At 61.3% G+C, this 21,154-nt stretch carries 18 protein-coding genes; 2 read left to right on the top strand and 16 right to left on the bottom strand.

Annotated features, from left to right (window positions below; genetic code table 11):
• Nucleotides 1-86 precede the first annotated feature (86 nt).
• The 12 genes from PCOSP_RS01845 to hutC all read right to left on the bottom strand — a co-directional run bounded on the left by PCOSP_RS01845 (nucleotide 87) and on the right by hutC (nucleotide 14,711).
• Nucleotides 87-1,034 carry a choline ABC transporter substrate-binding protein gene (locus PCOSP_RS01845; RefSeq protein ID WP_464710191.1) on the bottom strand — a complete coding sequence of 316 codons (948 nt, stop codon included), beginning with the start codon at nucleotides 1,032-1,034 and terminating at the stop codon, nucleotides 87-89.
• A 276-nt stretch (nucleotides 1,035-1,310) separates the two neighbouring features.
• Nucleotides 1,311-2,114 carry an N-formylglutamate deformylase gene (gene hutG, locus PCOSP_RS01840; protein WP_464710189.1) on the bottom strand — a complete coding sequence of 268 codons (804 nt, stop codon included), beginning with the start codon at nucleotides 2,112-2,114 and terminating at the stop codon, nucleotides 1,311-1,313.
• Nucleotides 2,115-2,125: 11 nt separating this feature from the next.
• Nucleotides 2,126-3,328 carry an imidazolonepropionase gene (gene hutI / locus PCOSP_RS01835; RefSeq protein ID WP_464710188.1) on the bottom strand — a complete coding sequence of 401 codons (1,203 nt, stop codon included), beginning with the start codon at nucleotides 3,326-3,328 and terminating at the stop codon, nucleotides 2,126-2,128.
• 130 nt (nucleotides 3,329-3,458) lie between these two features.
• Nucleotides 3,459-4,997, bottom strand: a complete 1,539-nt coding sequence (gene hutH / locus PCOSP_RS01830) for a histidine ammonia-lyase (protein ID WP_139646442.1) — start codon at nucleotides 4,995-4,997, stop codon at nucleotides 3,459-3,461.
• A 130-nt stretch (nucleotides 4,998-5,127) separates the two neighbouring features.
• Nucleotides 5,128-6,612 (bottom strand): HAL/PAL/TAL family ammonia-lyase, encoded by a 1,485-nt coding sequence (locus PCOSP_RS01825; RefSeq protein ID WP_464711853.1) that lies wholly within the window; start codon nucleotides 6,610-6,612, stop codon nucleotides 5,128-5,130.
• 201 nt (nucleotides 6,613-6,813) lie between these two features.
• Complete coding sequence (locus PCOSP_RS01820; protein ID WP_139646438.1) at nucleotides 6,814-7,644, bottom strand: quaternary amine ABC transporter ATP-binding protein; 831 nt, start codon at nucleotides 7,642-7,644, stop codon at nucleotides 6,814-6,816.
• Entirely contained in the window at nucleotides 7,641-8,492 is an 852-nt protein-coding gene (locus tag PCOSP_RS01815; protein ID WP_041024738.1) for an ABC transporter permease, read from the bottom strand. Before PCOSP_RS01815 ends, PCOSP_RS01820 begins: the two co-directional genes overlap by 4 nt.
• 71 nt (nucleotides 8,493-8,563) lie before the next feature.
• Complete coding sequence (locus tag PCOSP_RS01810; RefSeq protein WP_139646436.1) at nucleotides 8,564-9,532, bottom strand: ABC transporter substrate-binding protein; 969 nt, start codon at nucleotides 9,530-9,532, stop codon at nucleotides 8,564-8,566.
• 69 nt (nucleotides 9,533-9,601) lie between these two features.
• Complete coding sequence (locus PCOSP_RS01805) at nucleotides 9,602-11,068, bottom strand: purine-cytosine permease family protein (protein ID WP_464710187.1); 1,467 nt, start codon at nucleotides 11,066-11,068, stop codon at nucleotides 9,602-9,604.
• Between the two features lie 164 nt (nucleotides 11,069-11,232).
• On the bottom strand, nucleotides 11,233-12,921 hold the full coding sequence (gene hutU / locus PCOSP_RS01800) for a urocanate hydratase (RefSeq protein ID WP_175361869.1): 1,689 nt from the start codon (nucleotides 12,919-12,921) through the stop codon (nucleotides 11,233-11,235).
• A gap of 474 nt (nucleotides 12,922-13,395) precedes the next feature.
• Nucleotides 13,396-13,965 (bottom strand): HutD/Ves family protein, encoded by a 570-nt coding sequence (locus PCOSP_RS01795; RefSeq protein ID WP_464710186.1) that lies wholly within the window; start codon nucleotides 13,963-13,965, stop codon nucleotides 13,396-13,398.
• Nucleotides 13,962-14,711, bottom strand: coding sequence for a histidine utilization repressor (hutC, locus tag PCOSP_RS01790; RefSeq protein ID WP_024778085.1), 750 nt, complete (start codon nucleotides 14,709-14,711; stop codon nucleotides 13,962-13,964). The genes PCOSP_RS01795 and hutC overlap by 4 nt, the downstream gene beginning before the upstream one ends.
• Before the next feature lie 105 nt (nucleotides 14,712-14,816).
• Between hutC and PCOSP_RS01785 the strand changes: the two genes are divergently transcribed.
• The gene (locus PCOSP_RS01785) at nucleotides 14,817-16,181 is read left to right on the top strand and encodes a formimidoylglutamate deiminase (RefSeq protein WP_464710185.1); all 1,365 of its coding nucleotides are present in this window, start codon (nucleotides 14,817-14,819) and stop codon (nucleotides 16,179-16,181) included.
• Between the two features lie 121 nt (nucleotides 16,182-16,302).
• Here PCOSP_RS01785 and PCOSP_RS01780 read toward each other — a convergent pair whose 3' ends face one another.
• Nucleotides 16,303-16,872, bottom strand: coding sequence for a lipocalin family protein (locus tag PCOSP_RS01780; protein WP_139646426.1), 570 nt, complete (start codon nucleotides 16,870-16,872; stop codon nucleotides 16,303-16,305).
• 31 nt (nucleotides 16,873-16,903) lie between these two features.
• On the bottom strand, nucleotides 16,904-17,158 hold the full coding sequence (locus PCOSP_RS01775) for an outer membrane protein assembly factor BamE domain-containing protein (RefSeq protein WP_024778082.1): 255 nt from the start codon (nucleotides 17,156-17,158) through the stop codon (nucleotides 16,904-16,906).
• Nucleotides 17,159-17,441: 283 nt separating this feature from the next.
• Here PCOSP_RS01775 and PCOSP_RS01770 point away from each other — a divergent pair, with 283 nt between their 5' ends.
• Entirely contained in the window at nucleotides 17,442-19,334 is a 1,893-nt protein-coding gene (locus tag PCOSP_RS01770; protein WP_217510006.1) for a methyl-accepting chemotaxis protein, read from the top strand.
• Nucleotides 19,335-19,457: 123 nt separating this feature from the next.
• Here the strand turns inward: PCOSP_RS01770 and PCOSP_RS01765 are convergent, their stop codons facing one another.
• On the bottom strand, nucleotides 19,458-20,054 hold the full coding sequence (locus PCOSP_RS01765; RefSeq protein ID WP_464710184.1) for a DUF924 family protein: 597 nt from the start codon (nucleotides 20,052-20,054) through the stop codon (nucleotides 19,458-19,460).
• Between the two features lie 3 nt (nucleotides 20,055-20,057).
• Nucleotides 20,058-21,068 carry a class 1 fructose-bisphosphatase gene (locus PCOSP_RS01760; protein WP_139646420.1) on the bottom strand — a complete coding sequence of 337 codons (1,011 nt, stop codon included), beginning with the start codon at nucleotides 21,066-21,068 and terminating at the stop codon, nucleotides 20,058-20,060.
• Nucleotides 21,069-21,154: the final 86 nt, after the last annotated feature.

Here is a 21,154-nt window from a genome sequence, read left to right as displayed (position 1 = left end):
CGGTAAATATCCAGGATCAAGCGCTGAACTATAGCGAGGGACTTAACGAAACGTCGCCAAATCCCCGCGCCACAATCATGTGATGATCAATTTTTCAGGCTGGCCTGCACCGTCGCCACGCCGTCCTTGCCGTCGAAGCTGGTGACGCCGGCCAGCCAGTGCTGGAGGTCCTCGGGATGCTCACGCAACCATTGCCGGGCGACGTCCTGGGGTGTCTTGCGCTCCATGATCGGCACCATCAGCTGGCTTTCCTGGGCGGCTGTGAAGGTCAGATTTTCCAGCAAGCGGTTAACGTTCGGACAGCGCTGGGCATAGTCCGGCGCGGTCACGGTGGAAACGGTCGCGGCGCCTTCGTTCGGCCCGTAGACGTCTTCGCTGCCGGTCAGGTAGGCGATCTTCATGTTGATGTTCATCGGGTGAGGGGTCCAGCCCACGAAGACCACGAATTCCTTGCGATTCACCGCCCGCTGCACCGCGGCCAGCATGCCCGCCTCACCCGACTCGATCAGCTTGAAGTCCTTGAGGCCGAAATGGTTGGTCTCGATCATGGTCTTGATGGTGGTGTTGGCCCCGCTGCCTGGCTCGATGCCGTAGATCTTGCCACCCAGTTGCTCCTTGAACCGGGCGATGTCGGAGAAGGTCTTGAGCCCCGCCGCTGCCACGTAGTCGGGTACCGCCAGGGTAGCCTGCGCATCGGCCAGGCTCGGTTTGTCCAGTACCCTCACCTGGTTGGCGGCCAGGAACGGGGCTATGTTCTTGTCCATGGCCGGCTTCCAATAGCCCAGGAAGATGTCGAGGCGCTTGTCGCGAATACCGGCGAAGATGATCTGCTGCACTGCGCTAGTCTGCTTGCTTTCATAACCCAGGCCAGTGAGCAGTACCTCGGCCACGCCGCTGGTGGCGATCACATCGGTCCAATTGACCACGCCCATGCGCACGGTCTGGCAGGACGCCGTCTCGGCGGCCATCGCCCCGGAGCCCAACATGGCGGTAGCGCAGAAGATCGACAGACAGCGTATGAACAGTCTTTTCATCGGGAGGGTCTCGTGCGGCAGCGGATTATTGTGGACCGGTGTCTTTGTGCACCGTGCCGAAACAGTACGCAGCGCCGAGGCGGTAAAGGTGACCTGAGGCGACCCGGTTTTGCACGGTGGCGACAGGCAGAGAGGAATGAGGGCTGTTGTGACGAGAGAGAGTTTGCTCCCGCTTGAGTGCTCGGTGCTCACAAGATTGCCGGGGCGGCCTCGCCCGCTGCGTCGGACCGACACAGCGGGAACAAGCTCTCTCGCCACAGGGGTACTGCGCGATCCTTACTTCTTGTAGGTTTGCTGCCCCCAGGCCAGCAGGCCCTCAAGCAGCTCCCGGAGGACAACCCGGGTCGGGGCGGCCCGGTCTTCCCGATAGTTGAACGGCTCGAACTCTTCCATGTAGGTGCTCTGGCACAGCTCCAGTTGCACCGCATGGATATTTTCGGCCGGGTTGCCGTAGTGCCGGGTGATGTGTCCGCCCTTGAAACGCCCGTTGAGCACATGGGTGAATGCGTCGTGACGGGCACAGATGGCTTCGAGCTGGCTCGCCAGCACCGGGTCGCAGCTGGCGCCGTTGAAGGTGCCGAGGTTGAAGTCCGGCAGCTTGCCGTCGAACAGGTGCGGGATCACCGAACGGATCGAATGGGCGTCGAACAGCAAGGCGTAGCCGAACTCGGCCTTGAGCCGCGCCAGCTCCTGTTGCAGGACCTGGTGATACGGCATCCAGATCTGCTGCAGGTACATGGCCCGTTCCTCCGCCGAGGGTACCAGCCCTTCGCGAAACAGCGGCACGCCATCGAACAGCGTCGCCGGGTACAGGCCAGTGGTGGCGCCGACGTACATCGGTGTGTCGTCGGAGGGTCGGTTCAGGTCGACGACGAACCGTGAGTATTCGGCGGACAGGGTACTGGCGCCCAGCTCAGCGGCAAAATCGTAGAGCTTGGGAATGTGCCAGTCGGTGTCCGGCAGGCTCTGGGCTTCATCGATCAACCCGGTCTTCACTGCCGGGGTCAGGCGCAGGCCCGCGTGAGGCATGCTGATCAACAACGGCACGCGTCCCTGGGTGAAATTCAAGACCTTCTCCACTAGCATTCTCCTCAAGCGATTTCAACGCCGTGGCGCACGACGCGTTTTTCCAGTTCACCACCCAGCCAGTACGAAAGGTCGGCCGGACGGTCGATGTGCCAGGCGACAAAATCCGCCACCTTGCCGACCTCCAGCGAACCATGGGTACGGGCCATGCCCAAGGCCTGGGCGGCATGGATCGTTGCACCAGCCAAGGCCTCTTCCGGAGTCATCCGGAAGCAGGTGCAAGCCATGTTCAACATCAGGCGCACCGACAGCGCCGGCGAGGTGCCGGGGTTGAGGTCGCTGGCCACGGCGATCTTCACGCCGTGCTTGCGCAGGGCGTCCATCGGCGGCAGTTGGGTTTCCCGAAGAAAGTAAAACGCACCCGGCAGCAGCACGGCCACGGTGCCGGACTCAGCCATGGCGATGGCATCGTCCTCGGTCATGAACTCCAGGTGATCCGCCGACAACGCCTGGTAACGGGCCGCCAGGCTCGAACCGTGCAACGATGACAATTGCTCGGCGTGCAGCTTCACCGGCAAGCCCAGTTGTTGCGCGGTGACGAACACCCGCTCGACCTGCGCCGGGGAAAACGCCAGGTACTCGCAGAAGGCATCCACCGCGTCCACCAGCCCTTCGGCCGCCAGGGCCGGGAGCATTTCGGCACAGATGTGTTCGATGTAGTCGTCGGCGCGGTCGGCGTATTCCGGCGGCAACGCGTGGGCAGCCAGGCAGGTGCTACGCACACTGACCGGCAGTTCGGCAGCGAGACGGCGGGCGACCCGCAACATCTTGCGTTCGTTGGCCAGGTCCAGGCCATAACCGGACTTGATTTCCACCGTGGTCACGCCATCACGCATCAGGCTTCTCAGACGCTTGGCGGCGCTGGCGAACAGTTCGTCCTCACTGGCAGCTCGGGTGGCGCGCACCGTGCTGGCGATGCCGCCACCGGCCGCTGCGATATCGGCATAGCTGACGCCCTGCAGGCGTTGTTCGAATTCACCGCTACGGTTACCGCCGAACACCGTGTGGGTGTGGCAGTCGATCAGGCCCGGGGTGACCCACGCGCCCTTGAGGTCGTTGACCGCCGGATAGTCACCAGCCGGCAGTTCCGCGCGCGGGCCGATCCAGTGGATGTGTTCACCGTGGGTGACGATGGCGGCATCTTCGATGATCGAGTAGACGCCCTGGGCCATGGTGGCGGCGTGGCAGTTTTGCCAGAGGGTTTTCATTGACGTCCTCCGTCAGGATCGTTCCCACGCTTTGCGTGGGAATGCAGTCCGGGACGCTCCGCGTCCCTTGTCGAGCGGGACGCAGAGCGTCCCATGAAGCATTCCCACGCAGAGCGTGGGAACGATCGAGTCAGCCTTGGAAACTCGGCAACAGGTTCGCCATGACCAGCTCGTTCAGGCAACGGCTCGCCAACAGCTCACTGGCGGCATTGATGTCTGGCGCAAAGAACCGGTCCTTCTCATAGAACGGCACTTCGGCACGCAGAATGCTGCGGGCCTGCTCCAGTTTGGCGGAGGTCTTCAAGCCACCTCGCAGGTCCAGGCCCTGGCAAGCCGCCAGCCATTCCACCGCCAGGATGCCACGGGTGTTCTCGGCCATTTCCCACAGGCGCTTGCCGGCGGCCGGGGCCATGGACACGTGGTCTTCCTGGTTGGCGGAGGTCGGCAGGCTGTCCACCGAGTGAGGATGGGACAACGCCTTGTTCTCACTCGCCAGAGCAGCCGCGGTGACCTGGGCGATCATGAAGCCGGAATTGACCCCGCCATTACCCACCAGGAACGGTGGCAACTGCGACATGTGCTTGTCCATCATCAGGGAAATGCGACGCTCGCTCAGGGAGCCGATTTCGGCAATCGCCAGGGCCATGTTGTCAGCGGCCATCGCCACGGGTTCGGCGTGGAAGTTGCCGCCGGAAATCACATCGCCTTCGGCGGCGAACACCAACGGGTTATCCGAGACGGCGTTGGCCTCGATCACCAGCACTTCGGCCGCCTGGCGGAACTGGGTCAGGCAGGCGCCCATCACTTGCGGCTGGCAACGCAGGGAGTACGGATCCTGGACCTTGTCGCAGTTCTGGTGCGAAGCGGACACTTCGCTGCGCTCGCCCAGCAGATCGCGGTACGCGGCGGCGGCATCGATCTGGCCCTTCTGGCCACGGGCGGCGTGGATACGCGGGTCGAATGGCGAGCGGGAGCCAAGCACGGCTTCCACCGTGAGGCTGCCCAGGGCCAGGGCACCGGCAAACAGGTCTTCACCCTCGAACAGGCCACGCAGGGCAAATGCGGTGGACACCTGGGTGCCGTTGAGCAGCGCCAGGCCTTCTTTGGCGGCCAGGGTCAGCGGTGCGAGACCGGCGATTTTCAGCGCGTCGACGGCCGGCAGCCATTCACCTTTGTAGCGCGCCTTGCCTTCACCCAGCAACACCAGGGACATGTGGGCCAACGGTGCCAGGTCGCCGGAAGCACCGACCGAGCCCTTGAGCGGGATGTGCGGATAGACCTCGGCATTGACCAGCGCGATCAGCGCATCGATCACTTGTCGGCGAATACCGGAAAAACCCCGGCTCAGGCTGTTGACCTTGAGCACCATGATCAAGCGCACCAGCGCATCGCTGATCGGCTCGCCCACGCCAGCGGCATGGGATAGCACCAGGGAGCGCTGCAGGTTTTCCAGGTCTTCGCTGGCGATACGGGTCGAGGCCAGCAGACCGAAACCGGTGTTGATGCCGTAGGCGGTACGGTTCTCGGCGAGGATCTGCTCCACGCACGCCACGCTGGCTTCGATTTGTGCCGAAGCGCTGGCATCGAGGCTCAGGGTCACCGGTTGCTGATAGATGTCACGCAATTGAGCCAGGCTCAATTGACCGGGAATCAGGTTTAAGGCAGTCATTTATTGCTCCTTTTGAGAGTTTTTTTTAACTCGCCAGTCGCTCCGGAATGTTCCGTTATCCGTCACCCTCGCTTTTTGAGCGATGCTTTTTGGGCAAGGGGTGCCTTGGCACGCTGGCGCTTTTTTTCGATCAATTCAAATTCGGTAACACGCTGTGCAGCAGGTTCGGGTCTTTAAGCAGCCCGGCGGCGCTGGCAATGTCCGGCGCCAGCCAGCGGTCCTGGTCATAGGCAGCAACGCGCTCACGCAGCAATTGCCAGGCGATACCGGTGCCGGCGCCGAAGCGCTGTGCCTTGAGGAATTCAAAGGCCTGGGCCGCCAGCAGGTATTCGATGGCGAGAATCTGCGTACAGTTTTCCAACGCCCTGTGCAGCTTCAGGGCCGCGTTGGTGCCCAGGCTCAAGTGATCTTCCTGCAAGCCCGAGGTCACGTAATTATCGAGCACCGCCGGTTGCGCCAACTGGCGATTCTCCGCGCACAAGGAGGCGGCGACATACTGCACGATCATCATCCCCGAGTTCACGCCGGGATTGGCCACCAGAAAGGCCGGCAGTCCGTTGACATGCGGGTTGATCAACCGGTCGAGACGGCGCTCGGCGATGGAGCCGATTTCCGCCATGGCAATGGCCAGCAGATCCGCCGCCAGGGCCACCGACTGACCGTGGGGGTTGGCCTGGGACATGACCCGGAAGTTATCCGGCGTGCCCAGCAACAGCGGGTTATCGGTGGCAGCGTTGAGTTCGGTTTCGATTTGCTGCCGCGCATGGGCCAGTTGATCGCGAGCAGCGCCGTGCACCTGGGGAATCGAGCGGATGCTCAAGGCATCCTGGGTGCGAATGCCCAGGCTCGCGGCGATGACTTCGCTGCCATCGAGCAAGGCCCGCAGATTGGTACCGACCTGCTGCATGCCGGGGTGCGGCTTGAGGGCGATGATCTCGGCGTCGAACGCGGCAATCTGTCCACGCTGCGCCTCAAAACTCATGGCGCCGATCACATCGGCCCATTGCACCAGCCGCGTCGCATCGGCCAGGGCCAGGCAACTGAGGCCGGTCATGCACGGCGTACCGTTGACCAGGCACAGGCCGTCCTTTGCCCCCAGTTGAACCGGCTGCAAGCCCTCTGCGGCCAGGGCCTGTTGCGCCGCGACGATCTGGCCGCGATAGCTGACCTGGCCGACGCCCAGCAGCGCAATGCTGATGTGAGCCATGTGGGTCAGGTAACCCACCGATCCCTGGGACGGCACTTGTGGGGTGATGCCGCGATTGAGCAGCGCCAGCAAGGCTTCGACCACCCGACGATGAATGCCGGACTTGCCCTGGCTGTAGTTGAGGATGGCAGCGCAGAGAATCGCCCGGGTCTGTTCGTCCGCCAGCGGCGCGCCCACGCCACAGGCATGGCTGAGCAGGGTGTTGCGCGACAGTTGGCTGAGTTGTTCATCCTTGAGCGACACATTGCACAAGGCCCCCAGGCCGGTGTTGACGCCATAGGCGCGCTCGCCGCTTTCGACGATGCGCTGCACGATGGCCTGGGCATTGTCGATCCGCGCCCAGGCCTGGGCCGACAGCTCAAGCTCGGCACCGAAGCGAGCGACGGCGACCACGTCCTGCCAACGCAGGGGGCGTCGGCGATGATGATTTTTTCAGCCTGGGACATCTAAAGCCTCATACACATATTAAGTTGCCAATACCCTTGAGTCGCAGCGGGATTATCCGTGGGAGCAAGGCTGCCCGCGATGAATCCAATGCGCTCTCTCTGGAACCGAGGTGCCTGTATCGCGAGCAAGCTTTGCTCCCACAGATTTTGTGACCGGCCCGCCCTACACCACCGCCGCCCGCCGCTGCACGAACCGATCGACATACTCATCGGCCGGCGAATGCAGGATCTCCCGGGGTGTGCCGACCTGGATCAGCTTGCCGTCCTTGAGAATCGCGATACGGTTGCCGATGCGCACGGCCTCGTCGAGGTCGTGGGTAATGAAGACGATGGTCTTGTGCAGGGTCTTTTGCAGTTCCAGCAACTGATCCTGCATTTCGGCGCGGATCAGCGGGTCGAGGGCACTGAAGGCTTCGTCCATGAGGATGATGTCGGTATCCGCCGCCAAGGCACGTGCCAGGCCTACGCGCTGGCGCATGCCGCCGGAGAGCTGGTGCGGGTATTTGTTTTCGTAGCCCTTCAGGCCCACGGTGTTGATCCAGTGCAGCGCGCGCTCGGCACACACTTGTTTGCTCTCGCCGCGGACCTTCAAGCCGTAGGCGACGTTGTCCAGCACACTCTTGTGGGGCAGCAGGCCGAAGCTCTGGAACACCATGCTGATCTTGTGCCGACGGAATTCACGCAGGGCGTCCATGTCCAGTTGCAGGATGTCTTCGCCGTCCACCAGGATCGCGCCGCTGGTGGGATCGATCAGGCGATTGAAGTGCCGCACCAGGGTGGATTTGCCGGAGCCGGACAGGCCCATGATCACGAAGATCTCACCGGTACCGATGCTCAGCGACAGGTCGTTCACACCGACCACGCAGCCGGTTTCGGCCAGCACCTGGTCCTTGGTCTTGTTCTGGCGGATCAGGTCCAAGGCGTCCTTGGACCGGTTGCCGAAAATCTTGAAGACGTTCTTGACTTCGATTTTGCTGATGGTTGCGTTGTTCATTTGCTCACCTCATGCCGAGGACGACCATAGGCCTGGGTAATGCGGTCGATGACCACGGCGAGAATCACAATCGCCAGCCCGGCTTCCAGGCCGCGTCCGACGTTGAGGGTCTGGATGCCCACCAGCACGTCCTCACCCAGGCCACGGGCGCCGATCATCGAGGCGATGACCACCATCGACAGGGCCATCATGGTGGTCTGGTTGATCCCGGCCATGATGCTCGGCAGGGCCAGGGGCAGTTGCACGCCGAACAGTTGTTGCCAGCGGTTGGCACCGAAAGCGTTGATGGCCTCCATCACTTCGCCGTCTACCTGGCGGATGCCCAGGTCGGTGAGACGAATCAGGGGCGGCGCGGCATAGATCACGGTGGCGAAGATCGCCGGGACCTTGCCCAGGCCGAACAGCATCAACACAGGAATCAGGTACACGAAGCTCGGCATGGTCTGCATGATGTCCAGCAACGGCATCAGCACCGAACGCAGGCGATTGCTGCGTGCCGAAAGAATGCCCAGCGGGATGCCGATCAATACCGAAATCAACGTCGCCACCAGCATCAGCGCGAGGGTCTGCATCAGTTTGTCCCACAGGCCCACCGCGCCCACCAGAAACAGCAGGCCGACGATCACCGCCGTGGCCACGACCTTGCGGGTGGCGTGCCAGGCAATGCCACCGACGATGGCCAGCATCAACCACCAGGGCGCCATGCGCAGCAGGCCTTCGAGATTGACGATGGCCCACAGCAGGGTATCGGAGATGTGCCGGAACACATCGCCATAATTCGTCACCAGGGCGTCGACCCAGCCGTTGACCCAGTCGGCGATGGAAAAGGTAAAGCTTTCGGGAAACATAAGAGACTCTCGATCAGGGGGATGCGGTGAATGTCCCGGCCAGCCCAAGGGGTGGCCGGGAGGTATTCGACCTACAGAGCCGCGTCGATTTTCTTGGCAGCGTCTGCGCTCACCCAGGCGTGCCAGACTTCAGGATGTTCCTTCAGGAAGATCTTCGCCAGTTTCGGCGACTCGATCCGCTCTTTGGCCATGCGTCCGAGGTTCTGGTTCAGGATATCGATGGGCAGGTTGACCTTTTCCAGCACAGCCACCAGTTCCGGGGCCTCATCGTGGAAGGTCTTGGACAGGCCGACCTTGATGCTCACGCTTTTATCCACACCCGGTTTTTCTTCCAGTTTTACCAGGTCCACCTGGCCCATCAACGGGGTTGGCGACCAGTAGTAGAACAGGATCGGCTCGCCGCGCTTGTAGCTCGACAACACGGCCGCATCCAACGCCGGGCCGGTACCTGGACGGAAGTTGGTGTAGGTATTTTCAAGGCCATAGCTTTTCAGCATTTCGCTGTTGTCCAGCTCACAGGTCCAACCGGCCGGGCAGTTGTAGAAACGGCCCTTGGACGGTTCTTCCGGGTCCTTGAACACGGCGGCGTACTGACCCAGGTCGGCGATGTTCTTCAGGCCCGGGGCCTTGGCTTCCAGCTTGCGCTTGGCGTCGCCTTCAACCACGTAGCGCGGCACGTACCAGCCTTCGATGGCACCCACCACCGGCGCACCGACGCCGACCACTTTGCCGGCCTTCTCGGCCTTGTTCCAGACTTCGCTGCGACCGACCCATTCTTCGGCAAACACTTGGATGTCGTTGCTGCTCAGGGCGTTTTCCATGGTGATGGAGTTGCCCGGCAGGCTGTCGGTCTTGCAGTCGTAGCCTTTTTCCAACACCACTTGCAGGACGTCGGTCAGCAGCATGGCGCTTTCCCAGTTCAGGCCGGCGAATTTCACCGGTTTGCCCGACTCGCACCAACCCGCCGCCTGGGTGGCGCCGGCGCTGGCCAGCAGGCCCATGGAAAGCAACGTGGTCAGCAGGGTCTTGTTCGATTTCATTGTGTGACGCTCCTAATCAGTGAATTGGCTTACGGCAGTCAAGAGGCATCCAGCCCTGTCAACGTCCTATCAGACCGCTTGGATGCGGCCCGCCCTGCTCGGTTGTGCGTCAACCGCGTCCTGCTCGACTGGCAGGATCAATTGATCGGGTACAGCGCTGTGCCATTTCTTCGCCGCGACGTAATACAGCGCCGCCGGCACCACTAGGCCGATGATCCACGAGATATCCACATCCCCCATCGCTGCCACCAGCGGCCCGGTGTAGAACTTGGTGGAGATGAACGGCAATTGAACCAGTACACCCAACGCATAAACGCTGATACCGAGAGCATTCCAACGACCATAGCGACCGTTCGAGTCGGCCAGTGCCGGTACGTCATAGCGCTCGCGAGTGATGCAGTAGTAGTCCACCAGGTTGATCGCGCTCCAGGGCGTAAAGAACGCCAGCAAGAACAGGATGAAAGACTTGAAGGCACCGAGGAACGAGTGCTGGCCGAGCAACGCGATCAGGGTCGCGGCGCCGACGATCACCAGCACGAACACCAGCCGCTGCAAGCGCGTTACGTTCAGCTGGCCACGGAAACCGCTGATGATGGTCGCAATGCACATGAAGCTGCCGTAGGAGTTCAGCGTGGAAATGGTGACCTTGCCGAACGCGATGCTGAAGTACAGCAGCGCAGCGGTGGCGCCGGTCCCTCCCAGGCCGACGATGTAGGCCACTTCGTGACCCGCGAACTGTCCGTTGGCCGAGGCGGCGGCGAATACGCCGAGGATCATCGCCACCTGGGCGCCGATGACCGAACCGGCGCCCGCGGCGAAAAAGGTTTTCACCGAGGACGTCTTGCTCGGCAGGTAACGCGAATAGTCAGCCACGTAGGGGCCGAAGGCGATCTGCCAGGATGCCGCGAGCGACACCGCGAGCAGGAAGCTGCTCCAGCTGAAATGGCGGATTTGCAGGAGTGCGCCAACGTCTGTCTGGCTGATCAGGCGAGCGAACAGGTAAACAAAAGCGATCACACCAATAATGCTGGCGACACGGCCAATGAAGTGGATCACCCGATAACCGAGCACCGTGACCAGCACGATGACACTGGCGAAAATGAGGATCCCGACACTGTCACTGACGCCAAACAACTGGCCCAGCGCCTGGCCGGAAAGCACAGTTCCCGTGGCGGTGAAACCCAGGTACATCAGGCACACCAGGACAATCGGGATGGCCGCGCCATATACACCGAACTGCACCCGGCTGGAAATCATCTGCGGCAGGCCAAGCTTGGGTCCTTGCGCGGCATGCAACGCCATGACGCCACCGCCGAGCAGTTGGCCGATCAGCAAACCGATCAACGACCAGAACACATCACCGCCCAGCACCACCGCCAACGCACCGGTGACAATGGCAGTGATTTGCAGGTTGGCCCCCATCCAGAGGGTGAACTGGCTCAACAATCGACCGTGTCTCTCCGATTCCGGGATGTAGTCGATCGAACGCTTCTCGATCAACGGCTTGCTGCTTGCACGTGTGCTACTGACGGCCATGGTTCAACCTCTGTGGATTGTTCTGGTGGTGACTCTGGTGTTGCTTTTCTGTGGGAGCGAGCCTGCTCCGGGCGGCGATCCGACGATAGCGGTGGGTCAGTTGCAGTGTTGTTAACTGACACTCCCTCATCGCGAGCAGGCTCGCTCCCACAAGGGGTCCTGCGTTACTTGCCGGTAATCATCGGCAAGTTCAGGCCCTGTTCCTTGGCGCAGTCGATCGCAATCTGGTAACCGGCATCGGCATGACGCATCACACCGGTAGCCGGGTCGTTGTGCAGTACGCGAGCGATTCGCTCGGCCGCCTCATCGGTACCATCGCAGACGATCACCATGCCCGAGTGCTGGGAGAAGCCCATGCCGACGCCGCCACCGTGGTGCAGCGATACCCAGGTCGCGCCGCTGGCGGTGTTGAGCAAGGCGTTGAGCAACGGCCAGTCGGAGACCGCGTCGGAGCCGTCCTGCATGGATTCGGTTTCACGGTTGGGGCTGGACACGGAACCGGAGTCCAGGTGATCGCGGCCAATCACGATCGGTGCCGACAGCTCACCGCTGCGCACCATTTCGTTGAACGCCAGGCCCAGCTTGGCGCGTTGGCCCAGGCCGACCCAGCAGATACGTGCCGGCAGACCCTGGAAGCTGATGCGCTCGCGGGCCATGTCCAACCAGTTATGCAGGTGGGCGTCGTCAGGGATCAGTTCCTTGACCTTGGCGTCGGTCTTGTAGATGTCCTGCGGGTCACCCGACAGCGCGGCCCAGCGGAACGGACCGATGCCGCGGCAAAACAGCGGACGGATATACGCCGGCACGAAGCCTGGGAAGTCGAAGGCATTCTCGACGCCTTCTTCCTGGGCCATCTGACGGATGTTGTTGCCGTAGTCGAAGGTCGGCACGCCCATTTTCTGGAAGGCCAGCATGGCTTTCACGTGCACCGCCATCGATTGCTTGGCGGCTTTCACCACGGCGGCGGGTTCGGTCTTGGCGCGGGCACGGTACTCGTCCCAGGTCCAGCCAGCCGGCAGGTAACCGTTGAGTGGGTCGTGGGCGCTGGTCTGGTCGGTGACCATGTCCGGCCGCACACCGCGACGGACCATTTCCGGCAGGATTTCAGCGGCGTTCCCGCACAGTGCGATGGAGATTGCCTTGCCTTCGGCGGTGTATTTCTCGATACGGGCCAGGGCATCATCCAGGTCGGTGGCCTGCTCGTCGACGTAACGGGTCTTGAGACGGAAATCGATACTGACCTGCTGGCATTCAATGTTCAGCGAGCAAGCGCCGGCCAGTGTCGCAGCCAACGGTTGTGCGCCGCCCATGCCGCCCAGGCCGGCGGTCAGGACCCAACGGCCCTTGAGGTTGGAGTCGTAATGCTGGCGACCGGCTTCGACGAAGGTTTCATAGGTACCCTGCACAATGCCCTGGCTGCCGATGTAGATCCAGCTGCCGGCGGTCATCTGGCCGTACATGGCCAGGCCCTTGGCGTCGAGCTCGTTGAAGTGTTCCCAACTGGCCCAGTGCGGTACCAGGTTGGAGTTGGCGATCAGCACGCGCGGGGCATTCGTGTGGGTCTTGAACACGCCCACCGGCTTGCCGGATTGCACCAGCAGGGTTTCGTCGTCGTTCAGGTTGGTGAGGCTTTCGACGATCTTGTCGTAGCACTCCCAGTTGCGCGCCGCGCGGCCGATGCCACCGTAGACCACCAGCTCCTTGGGGTTCTCGGCCACTTGCGGATCGAGGTTGTTCATCAGCATGCGCAGCGGCGCTTCAGTCAGCCAGCTCTTGGCGGTCAGCGTATTACCGCGAGGGGCGCGAATTTCAACGTCACGGTATTTTTCGGGTTTGCGGGTAGCGTCGGTCACAGCAAAAACTCCTCAGCGATCAATCCAGACCAGCCCGGGCAGTGGGCAGCGATTTAACGAACGTTGCGTTGAATATCGATGACTCATACGCATACGTCTTTACTTGTATGTACAAGCATATGCAATCAAGCGGCCAACTTGCTGAAGGTGCATTCAGGAATCTTTTTTGAAATGGCTGGAAAGCGCGGAATTGAAGGGCTGCAGAAGCGGATTAATTTTTCGGAGGAGGATTTTCTGGGGTAGACATCAGGAGGACACAAGCGTGGCGTTGCGCCACGCTGGGGCATTCGGTAACAAATTGGTGCGGCTGAAGAAACAGTAAGGCGTGCTTTTGTGGCGAGGGGATTTATCCCCGCTGGGCTGCGAAGCGGCCCCTCTTGGTGCCAACTCAACAGCTTCGGAGCCAACTGATTTGGGGTCGCTCCGCGACCCAGCGGGGATAAATCCCCTCGCCACAAGGAGGTACCGCTGAGACTAGCGGGCAGTCAGTTCGATCACGCAGCACTGACCGTCCGTGGAAACTTCCAGCAGCCCGGTGTTACCGCTCAATTGCAAACAATCGTATAGGGCCAGTTCCGCGGTGGACTCGCCGATCTTGACGTGCAGCGCCGGGTCGGCACTGAACACCAGCACCGTCCCCGCCTCACTGAAGAACCGCTGCTCGTCCGCCAGCCACTGTAACCGTGCCCGGTAACGCTGGGGCGAATAGATCAGATTGAAGTCACGAATCGGTCCGCCCAGCAACGTGCAATGAACGTGGCTCTCACCACTGAACGCGAAAGGGTCCAGGGGATGCAACGGCCGCGTGACCTGACCATCGACGGTCAGGCTCATGCCATCGCCCTGCAAGACGCTGATGACGCGCTCGTAACCGGCAAAGGTGGAAAAACCGCCCGACTCACCGATATCGGCAATCGACAGACGCCAGCCGAAACCTTCCAGGCCGGTACCAGCGTCACGGGTGATTTCCGCGGTGCTGCCACCGCCATTTTTCCATGGCATACGCGGGTAATCCACCGCGCGTAGAACTTTCAAGTCACTCACTTATGAAATCGCCCTTCCAGACTATGACGGGAACCCGGATGAATCAGCCGCGCGGCGGTAACAGGCTGACGCCCGGACCAGGTACGACGGCGGATCAGCAGGCACGGTTCGCCCTTTTCGATCTGCAGTAACTTGCATTCATTCGGCTCGGCGAGGATCGCTTCCACAACATGCTCGCCTTCGGTCAGCGGCGCGACCTGGTTCAGATAGGCGTAGGGTGTCTGCAGGGTGAAGTCCTGCTTGAGGTAGTCGGGCGCCACCAACGCGTTGACGAAGCGGTCTTCGATCTGCACCGGAATGTCGTTTTCGAAATGCACGATCAGCGAGTGGAACACCTTCTGGCCTTCACGCATGTCCAAGGCCAGGGCCCGCTCGGAGCCGGCGGCCTCCTCCTCCAGGGTGATGACCTTGCAGGTGTGGCGATGGCCGCGAGAGGCAATCTCGTCGGCGATGTTGTGCACTTCGAACAGCGCGGACTGGCTCTTGGGTTCGGCGACGAATGTGCCGACGCCCTGCATACGCACCAACAGGCCATCGGCGGTCATTTCCCGCAGGGCACGGTTGATGGTCATGCGGCTGAAGCCCAACTGATTGACCAGTTCGCTTTCCGACGGCACACGGTAATGCGGCGGCCAGTTTCCACTGTCGATCTGCTGGGTGATCATCTGTTTGACGCGGGCATACAAGGGTGCCGGACTGTCACCCAGGTTTGAGGCCAGCGGCGGTTTGGCAGGCGGAGTCGGCACGGCGGTTCCCTGTTCTGCTTATAAAGATTGCTAGCTTGCCGGAGTTTACCGGGCAGGCAAACGTCTGTATATGTATATACAAATTACGCACAATGAGGTTGAACCATGTCCGCCTTCTTTGCCGAACGCGCGCTGTTGCCTAGTGGATGGGCCAATGATGTACGTCTTGAAGTCGACGCCCAAGGCGTCCTGACCCATATCCAGGCCGGTTCCCACGCAGACGGCGCCGAACGGCTGGACGGTCCGCTGTTGCCGGGCATGCCGAACCTGCACTCCCACGCGTTCCAGCGGGCCATGGCCGGCCTGGCGGAAGTGGCGGGCAATCCCAACGACAGTTTCTGGACCTGGCGCGACCTGATGTACCGCCTGGTCGGAAAAATCAGCCCCGACCAACTCGGCATCATTGCCCGACAGCTGTACATCGAAATGCTCAAGGCCGGTTACACCTCGGTCGCCGAATTCCATTACGTACACCACGACACCGACGGCACGCCTTACGCCGACCCGGCGGAGCTGGCCTTGCGCATCAGTCACGCCGCCAACACCGCCGGTATCGGGCTGACGCTGCTACCGGTGCTCTACAGCCATTCGGGTTTTGGTGGCCAGGCGCCCAATGACGGGCAGCGTCGGTTCATCAACAGCACCGAGAACTACTTGAAGCTCCAATCTCGCTTGCAACCGATCCTGTCCGGGCAACCGCTGCAGACGCTGGGGCTGTGTTTCCACTCCCTGCGCGCCGTCACGCCCGGACAGATCCAGGAAGTACTGGCCGCCAGCGACGCTCACTGCCCGGTGCATATCCACATTGCCGAGCAGCAGAAGGAAGTCGACGACTGCCTGAGTTGGAGCGGTGCCCGGCCGCTGCAATGGTTGTACGAAAACACCGAGGTGGATCAGCGCTGGTGCCTGGTCCACGCCACCCACGCCAATGCCCATGAAGTCAGCCTCATGGCCAGGAGCCGGGCAATTGCCGGCCTGTGCCTGACCACCGAAGCCAACCTGGGCGACGGTATTTTCCCGGCGGTGGACTACCTCGCCCAGGGCGGACGCCTGGGTATCGGCTCCGACAGCCACGTGTCATTGAGCGTGGTGGAAGAGTTGCGTTGGCTGGAATACGGCCAGCGCCTGCGGGATCAACGACGTAACCGTCTGTATCGGGCCGATCAGCCGATGGTCGGCCGCACGTTGTTCGATGCGGCACTGGAAGGTGGCGCCCAGGCATTGGGGCAACCCATCGGTGCCCTAGAAATTGGCAAGCGTGCCGACTGGCTGGTACTCGATGGCAACGACCCTTACCTGGCCACGGCCCAGGGCGACGGCATCCTCAATCGCTGGCTGTTTGCCGGCGGTGATCGCCAGGTGCGGGATGTCATGGTGGGCGGCAAGTGGGTGGTGCGTAACGGGCATCACGCCGCGGAAGAGGACAGCGCCCGAGCATTTACCCAGGTATTGCGTGAGCTTCTAGGCTGACCGCAAATCCCCCTTGTGGGAGCGAGCCTGCTCGCGATGAGGCCTCCACATTCAACAGAGATGTTGAATGAAGGCCCGTCATCGCGAGCTGGCTCGCTCCCACAGGGTTATTTCCTGGCCGTCAGTCCGACGTCTTGGCCATCTGCCGATCCGAGGCGCGCCAGATCAGTCGTGTCGTGTCATAGCCCTGCTGGCGTGCCTTGCTCAGCAGTTCTTCGCGCACCACACTGTTGACCGTCGGCGTACGGGACAACAACCACATGTAGCGCCGGCTAGGGTCGCCGACAATGGCGGTCTTGTAGTCATCGCTGACGTACAACACCCAATATTGTCCCTTCGATACACCCGGCAGGATCCGCGAGACCCAGGTGTCGAACTCGACCCAGAGCTTGTCGGTCTTGCCCGGCACCTGTGGCGTAGCGGTGCCCTTGGCTTCTTCCCACTTCCAGTCAGAGGTCAGGCAGCGATTGAACACCCCCATGTTGCCGTCAGGCTTGAGGGTGTAATGGGCTTCCGATTGTGCGCAGTTGCGCTGGAAATACATTGGCAGGCGAGCCAACTCGTACCAGGTCCCTTGGTAACGCTTGAGATTGACGCTGTTGACGGTCTTGGGCGCCAACGGGTCTTCGCCAGAAGTGGCACAGCCGGCCAATACCAGGCCAGCCAAAAGCACTAACAATAACCGCATCATTATTTTTCTCCCGCGGGCACGTGGCCCCGGTTTACTTCAGGCCTTGGCCGGAAAACATCAACACCTTCTCACCGGCATACTGCACGCTGATAAAGCTTTTCTGATCGCCCCAGGTGCAACTGGACATGCCGAGCGCGCCCGAACAGTCGGTCGGTTTCCCCAGTAACGTCTCGACTTCGGCCTTGGACATGCCGGCTGACAGCTTCGAATAGTTTTCCTGGTTGACCTTGCTGCATGCGGTCAACAAGACGCACAAAGACAACAACGCGATAGATCGCAGGGACATCGTGAAACTCCTGGAGCGGAAGGGAGGTGGCAGGGTGCCAACCTGAAGCTTAGAAGAGAAAACCCCTATCTGGTTCCCCGCGCAACCCGGTATTTATTGGAGTAAAAGCAGGTAGTTCGTCGGTAAATCAACAAGTTTGTGATGCCGTCGTGCATTTCGTCGGTTTTACCTCGTTGACGCCTGAATCCCGGCGCTCTCAGGCCGATAAAAGAACAGCGCGAAACCCTGCCTTATGGCAAATTGACGCCCCTTCCTGACCAGCTCCTATGCGGTAGCGTTCTTAATGACCAGAAACATGAAATTCAGCCACAAAATCCTGCTGGCCGCAGCCCTTGTGGTAGCCGTTGCGTTCGCCTGTTTCATCCTGTTCAACGACTATCGTCAGCGTCAAAGCCTGCGCAACAGCACCGAAACTTCCATGCAGGAACTCGGCAACCTGACCAGCCGTAATATCCAGACGTGGGTCGACGGTCGTATCCAATTACTCCAATCGCTGGCCCAGCAGATCGCCGTGGACGGCAACAGCGCTGCCAGCCTCAAGCGAGCCATCGACCTGCCCGCCTATACTGGCAACTTCCAGCTCAGCTACTTCGGTGGCGTCGACGGTGTAATGTTCTCCGTGCCGGCCGGCAATCGCGCCGCCGACTACGATCCTCGCGCCCGTGGCTGGTACAAGGCCGCCAACAGCGCACAGCAAACCATCGTTACCGAACCCTACATTGCCGCCTCGTCGGGCAAACTGGTCATCACCGTCGCGACCCCGGTACAGCGACAGAACCAGATGATCGGCGTGGCGGGTGCGGACATCGACCTGTCGAGCATCAGCACCATCATCAACTCGCTGAACTTCGGCGGCCACGGCCATGCTTTCATCGTCAGCGCCGATGGCAAGATCCTGATCCATCCCGACAGCAAACGCATCCTCAAGACCCTGGCCGAGGCCTACCCCAACGGGGCACCGCAGGTCAGCCCGGGCATGAAAGAAGTCGAACTCGACGGCAAGACCCAATTCATCTCGTTCACCCGGGTCAACGGCGTGCCGGGCGCCGACTGGTACGTGGCACTGGTACTCGACAAGGACACCGCGCTGGCCATGCTCAGCGAGTTCCGTACCTCGGCGCTGGTCGCCATGATCATTGCCGTGGTGTTCATCATCACCCTGCTGGGCATGTTGATCCGCGTGCTGATGCAACCGCTGCTGACCATGGGCCGTGCGATGCATGACATTGCCGAAGGTGAAGGTGACCTGACCCGACGCCTGACCATTCACGGCCAGGACGAGTTCGGTGCCCTGGGTACCTCCTTCAACCGTTTCGTCGAACGCATCCACACTTCGATCCGTGAAGTGGCCTCGGCCACCGGCCAGGTCAACGAAGTAGCGCTGCGTGTGGTCAGCGCCTCCAACTCATCGATGTTCAATTCCGACCAGCAAGCCTCCCGCACCAGCAGCGTGGCGGCGGCCATCAACCAGCTCGGCGCCGCCGCCCAGGAAATCGCCCAGAACGCCGCCCTTGCCTCGCAACACTCCAGCGACGCCCGCAACCTGGCCGAAGAAGGTCAACAAGTGGTGGATAAGACCATCACCGCCATGCAGCAGCTGTCGGCCAAGATCAGCGACTCCTGCGGCAACATCGAAACCCTGAACAGCAACACGGTGAACATCGGCCAGATCCTCGAGGTCATCACCAGCATTTCCCAGCAAACCAACCTGCTCGCCCTGAACGCTGCCATCGAAGCGGCCCGCGCAGGTGAAGCCGGGCGCGGTTTCGCCGTGGTGGCCGATGAAGTGCGCAACCTGGCCCACCGCACCCAGGATTCGGCGCAGCAAGTACAAAAGATGATCGAAGAGTTGCAAGTCGGCGCACGGGAAGCGGTGCTGATCATGACCGACAGCCAGCGCCAGAGCGAAAGCAGTGTCGGCATCGCCAACCAGGCCGGCGAGCGCCTGGGCAGCGTGACCCAACGCATCGGAGAGATCGACGGCATGAACCAGTCCGTGGCCACCGCCACCGAAGAGCAGACCGCCGTGGTGGAGTCGATCAACGTCGACATCTCCGAGATCAACACGCTGAACCAGGAAGGTGTGGAAAACCTGCAAGCCACATTGCGGGCTTGTACCGACCTTGAGCAGCAGGCGGCGCGCTTGAAGCAGTTGGTGGGCAGCTTCCGGATCTAGTGCTCTTGCGGACCCTATCGCGAGCAGGCTCGCTCCCACAATCGATTGAGTTTCTTCCGACGGAACTCGGTCAACTGTGGGAGCGGGCTTGCCCGCGAAGACGGCACCCGCCTCACCGCGAAATCAGAATTTAGACCCCGGCCCCTTCAAAAACTCCACTTCCTCAGCCGTAGACGCCCGCCCCAACACTGCGTTGCGATGGGGAAACCGTCCAAACCGGGCAATGATTTTCTGATGCCGTTCGGCATAGTCCAGATTGTTTTCGAACACCGCCCGCTCCGCTTCCGGCTGCTCTCGGGCCAGGTCGATAAACCGGGACACGGCCTCATTCTGCACCGCGAGGTTTTCACAGTGCTCGAGCACCAGGTAGATGAATACACGCTGGATGGGCTTGAGTTGCCGGTCGAAACCCGCCGCCAGCCCTTGGGCCACCAACGCTTGGGCGAGAAGATCGCCGGAGAAGGCCTTGGGTGTGTCGCGAAAAATCATCCGCGGGAACTGATCGAGCAGCACCACCAGGGCCAGCCAACCTTCCGGGCGTTGCGCCCAGTCGGTCAATCCGCCGGCCAGTGCCTGATCGACCAGATCGCCAAAACGCTCGCGCGCCTGGCGATCATGGTGTTTGCCAAACCACAGGCTGTTCTTGTCGGCCGCTATTTCGTTCGGCGTATCGGCTGAACCAAACCACCAGTCGAGTAACGGCTGCCAAGGCTCGGCCATGATTTATTCCTTGTGGTAGGCCGTGGCGCGGGCCACTTCTTCCTTCGAACCGAGGAACACCGCCACGCGCTGGTGCAGGCCTTCAGGCTGGATATCGAGGATGCGCTGGTGACCATCGGTGGAAGCGCCGCCGGCCTGTTCCACCAGGAACGACATCGGGTTGGCTTCGTACATCAGGCGCAGTTTGCCCGGCTTGGTTGGCTCGCGACTGTCACGTGGGTACATGAACAGGCCACCACGGTTCAGGATGCGGTGTACGTCGGCAACCATCGCGGCCACCCAGCGCATGTTGTAGTTCTTTTTCAACGGACCTTCTTCACCGGCCAGCAACTCGCCGACGTAGCGCTGTACCGGGGCTTCCCAGTGGCGCTGGTTGGACATGTTGATGGCGAATTCCTGGGTGCTTTCAGGAATGGTGATGTTCTCGTGGGTCAGTACGAAGCTGCCCATTTCACGATCCAGGGTGAAACCCTTCACACCGTCGCCCAGGGTCAGCACCAGCATGGTCTGAGGACCGTAGATGGCATAGCCGGCGGCCACTTGCTGGGTGCCTGGCTGCAGGAAGGCCTTTTCGTTCAAGGCTTCGTTCTGGCTCAGGTATTCGTTCGGGCAACGCAATACCGAGAAAATGGTACCGACCGGGGCGTTGATGTCGATGTTCGACGAACCGTCCAGTGGGTCGAATACCAGCAGGTAGGCACCCTTGGGGTATTTGCCCGGGATCTGGTAGGCATTGTCCATTTCCTCGGACGCCATGCCGGCCAGGTGACCGCCCCATTCGTTGGCTTCGAGCAGGATCTCGTTGGAAATCACGTCGAGTTTCTTCTGCACTTCGCCTTGCACGTTTTCGGTGCCCATGCTGCCCAGGACACCACCCAGCGCGCCTTTGGATACGGCGTGGCTGATTTCCTTGCAGGCACGCGCCACCACTTCGATCAAAAAGCGCAGATCGGCAGGGGTATTGTTGCTGCGGGTCTGCTCAATCAAATAGCGACTCAAGGTAACGCGAGACATGGACGGCTCCGAAGAATAGGGGGCGGAAAAACCAGCGCAGTTTAGCGCGTGTCGGGACTTAATTCCTCCTATGAGACGGGGAATGG

This window comes from Pseudomonas sp. MAFF 730105, assembly GCF_055380705.1.
Note: the sequence above shows the minus strand (reverse complement) of the source record. Positions and strands in the feature narration are given on the sequence as shown.

Bases quoted from the DNA above. Each gene is read 5' to 3' on its own strand.
- hutI (WP_464710188.1), bottom strand. From the start codon at position 3,328: ATGAAAACCCTCTGGCAAAACTGCCACGCCGCCACCATGGCCCAGGGC.
- PCOSP_RS01805 (WP_464710187.1), bottom strand. From the start codon at position 11,068: ATGGCCGTCAGTAGCACACGTGCAAGCAGCAAGCCGTTGATCGAGAAG.
- PCOSP_RS01820 (WP_139646438.1), bottom strand. From the start codon at position 7,644: ATGAACAACGCAACCATCAGCAAAATCGAAGTCAAGAACGTCTTCAAG.
- PCOSP_RS01810 (WP_139646436.1), bottom strand. From the start codon at position 9,532: ATGAAATCGAACAAGACCCTGCTGACCACGTTGCTTTCCATGGGCCTG.
- hutH (WP_139646442.1), bottom strand. From the start codon at position 4,997: ATGACTGCCTTAAACCTGATTCCCGGTCAATTGAGCCTGGCTCAATTG.
- PCOSP_RS01770 (WP_217510006.1), top strand. From the start codon at position 17,442: ATGACCAGAAACATGAAATTCAGCCACAAAATCCTGCTGGCCGCAGCC.
- PCOSP_RS01785 (WP_464710185.1), top strand. From the start codon at position 14,817: ATGTCCGCCTTCTTTGCCGAACGCGCGCTGTTGCCTAGTGGATGGGCC.
- PCOSP_RS01815 (WP_041024738.1), bottom strand. From the start codon at position 8,492: ATGTTTCCCGAAAGCTTTACCTTTTCCATCGCCGACTGGGTCAACGGC.
- PCOSP_RS01760 (WP_139646420.1), bottom strand. From the start codon at position 21,068: ATGTCTCGCGTTACCTTGAGTCGCTATTTGATTGAGCAGACCCGCAGC.
- PCOSP_RS01780 (WP_139646426.1), bottom strand. From the start codon at position 16,872: ATGATGCGGTTATTGTTAGTGCTTTTGGCTGGCCTGGTATTGGCCGGC.
- PCOSP_RS01775 (WP_024778082.1), bottom strand. From the start codon at position 17,158: ATGTCCCTGCGATCTATCGCGTTGTTGTCTTTGTGCGTCTTGTTGACC.
- PCOSP_RS01765 (WP_464710184.1), bottom strand. From the start codon at position 20,054: ATGGCCGAGCCTTGGCAGCCGTTACTCGACTGGTGGTTTGGTTCAGCC.
- PCOSP_RS01845 (WP_464710191.1), bottom strand. From the start codon at position 1,034: ATGAAAAGACTGTTCATACGCTGTCTGTCGATCTTCTGCGCTACCGCC.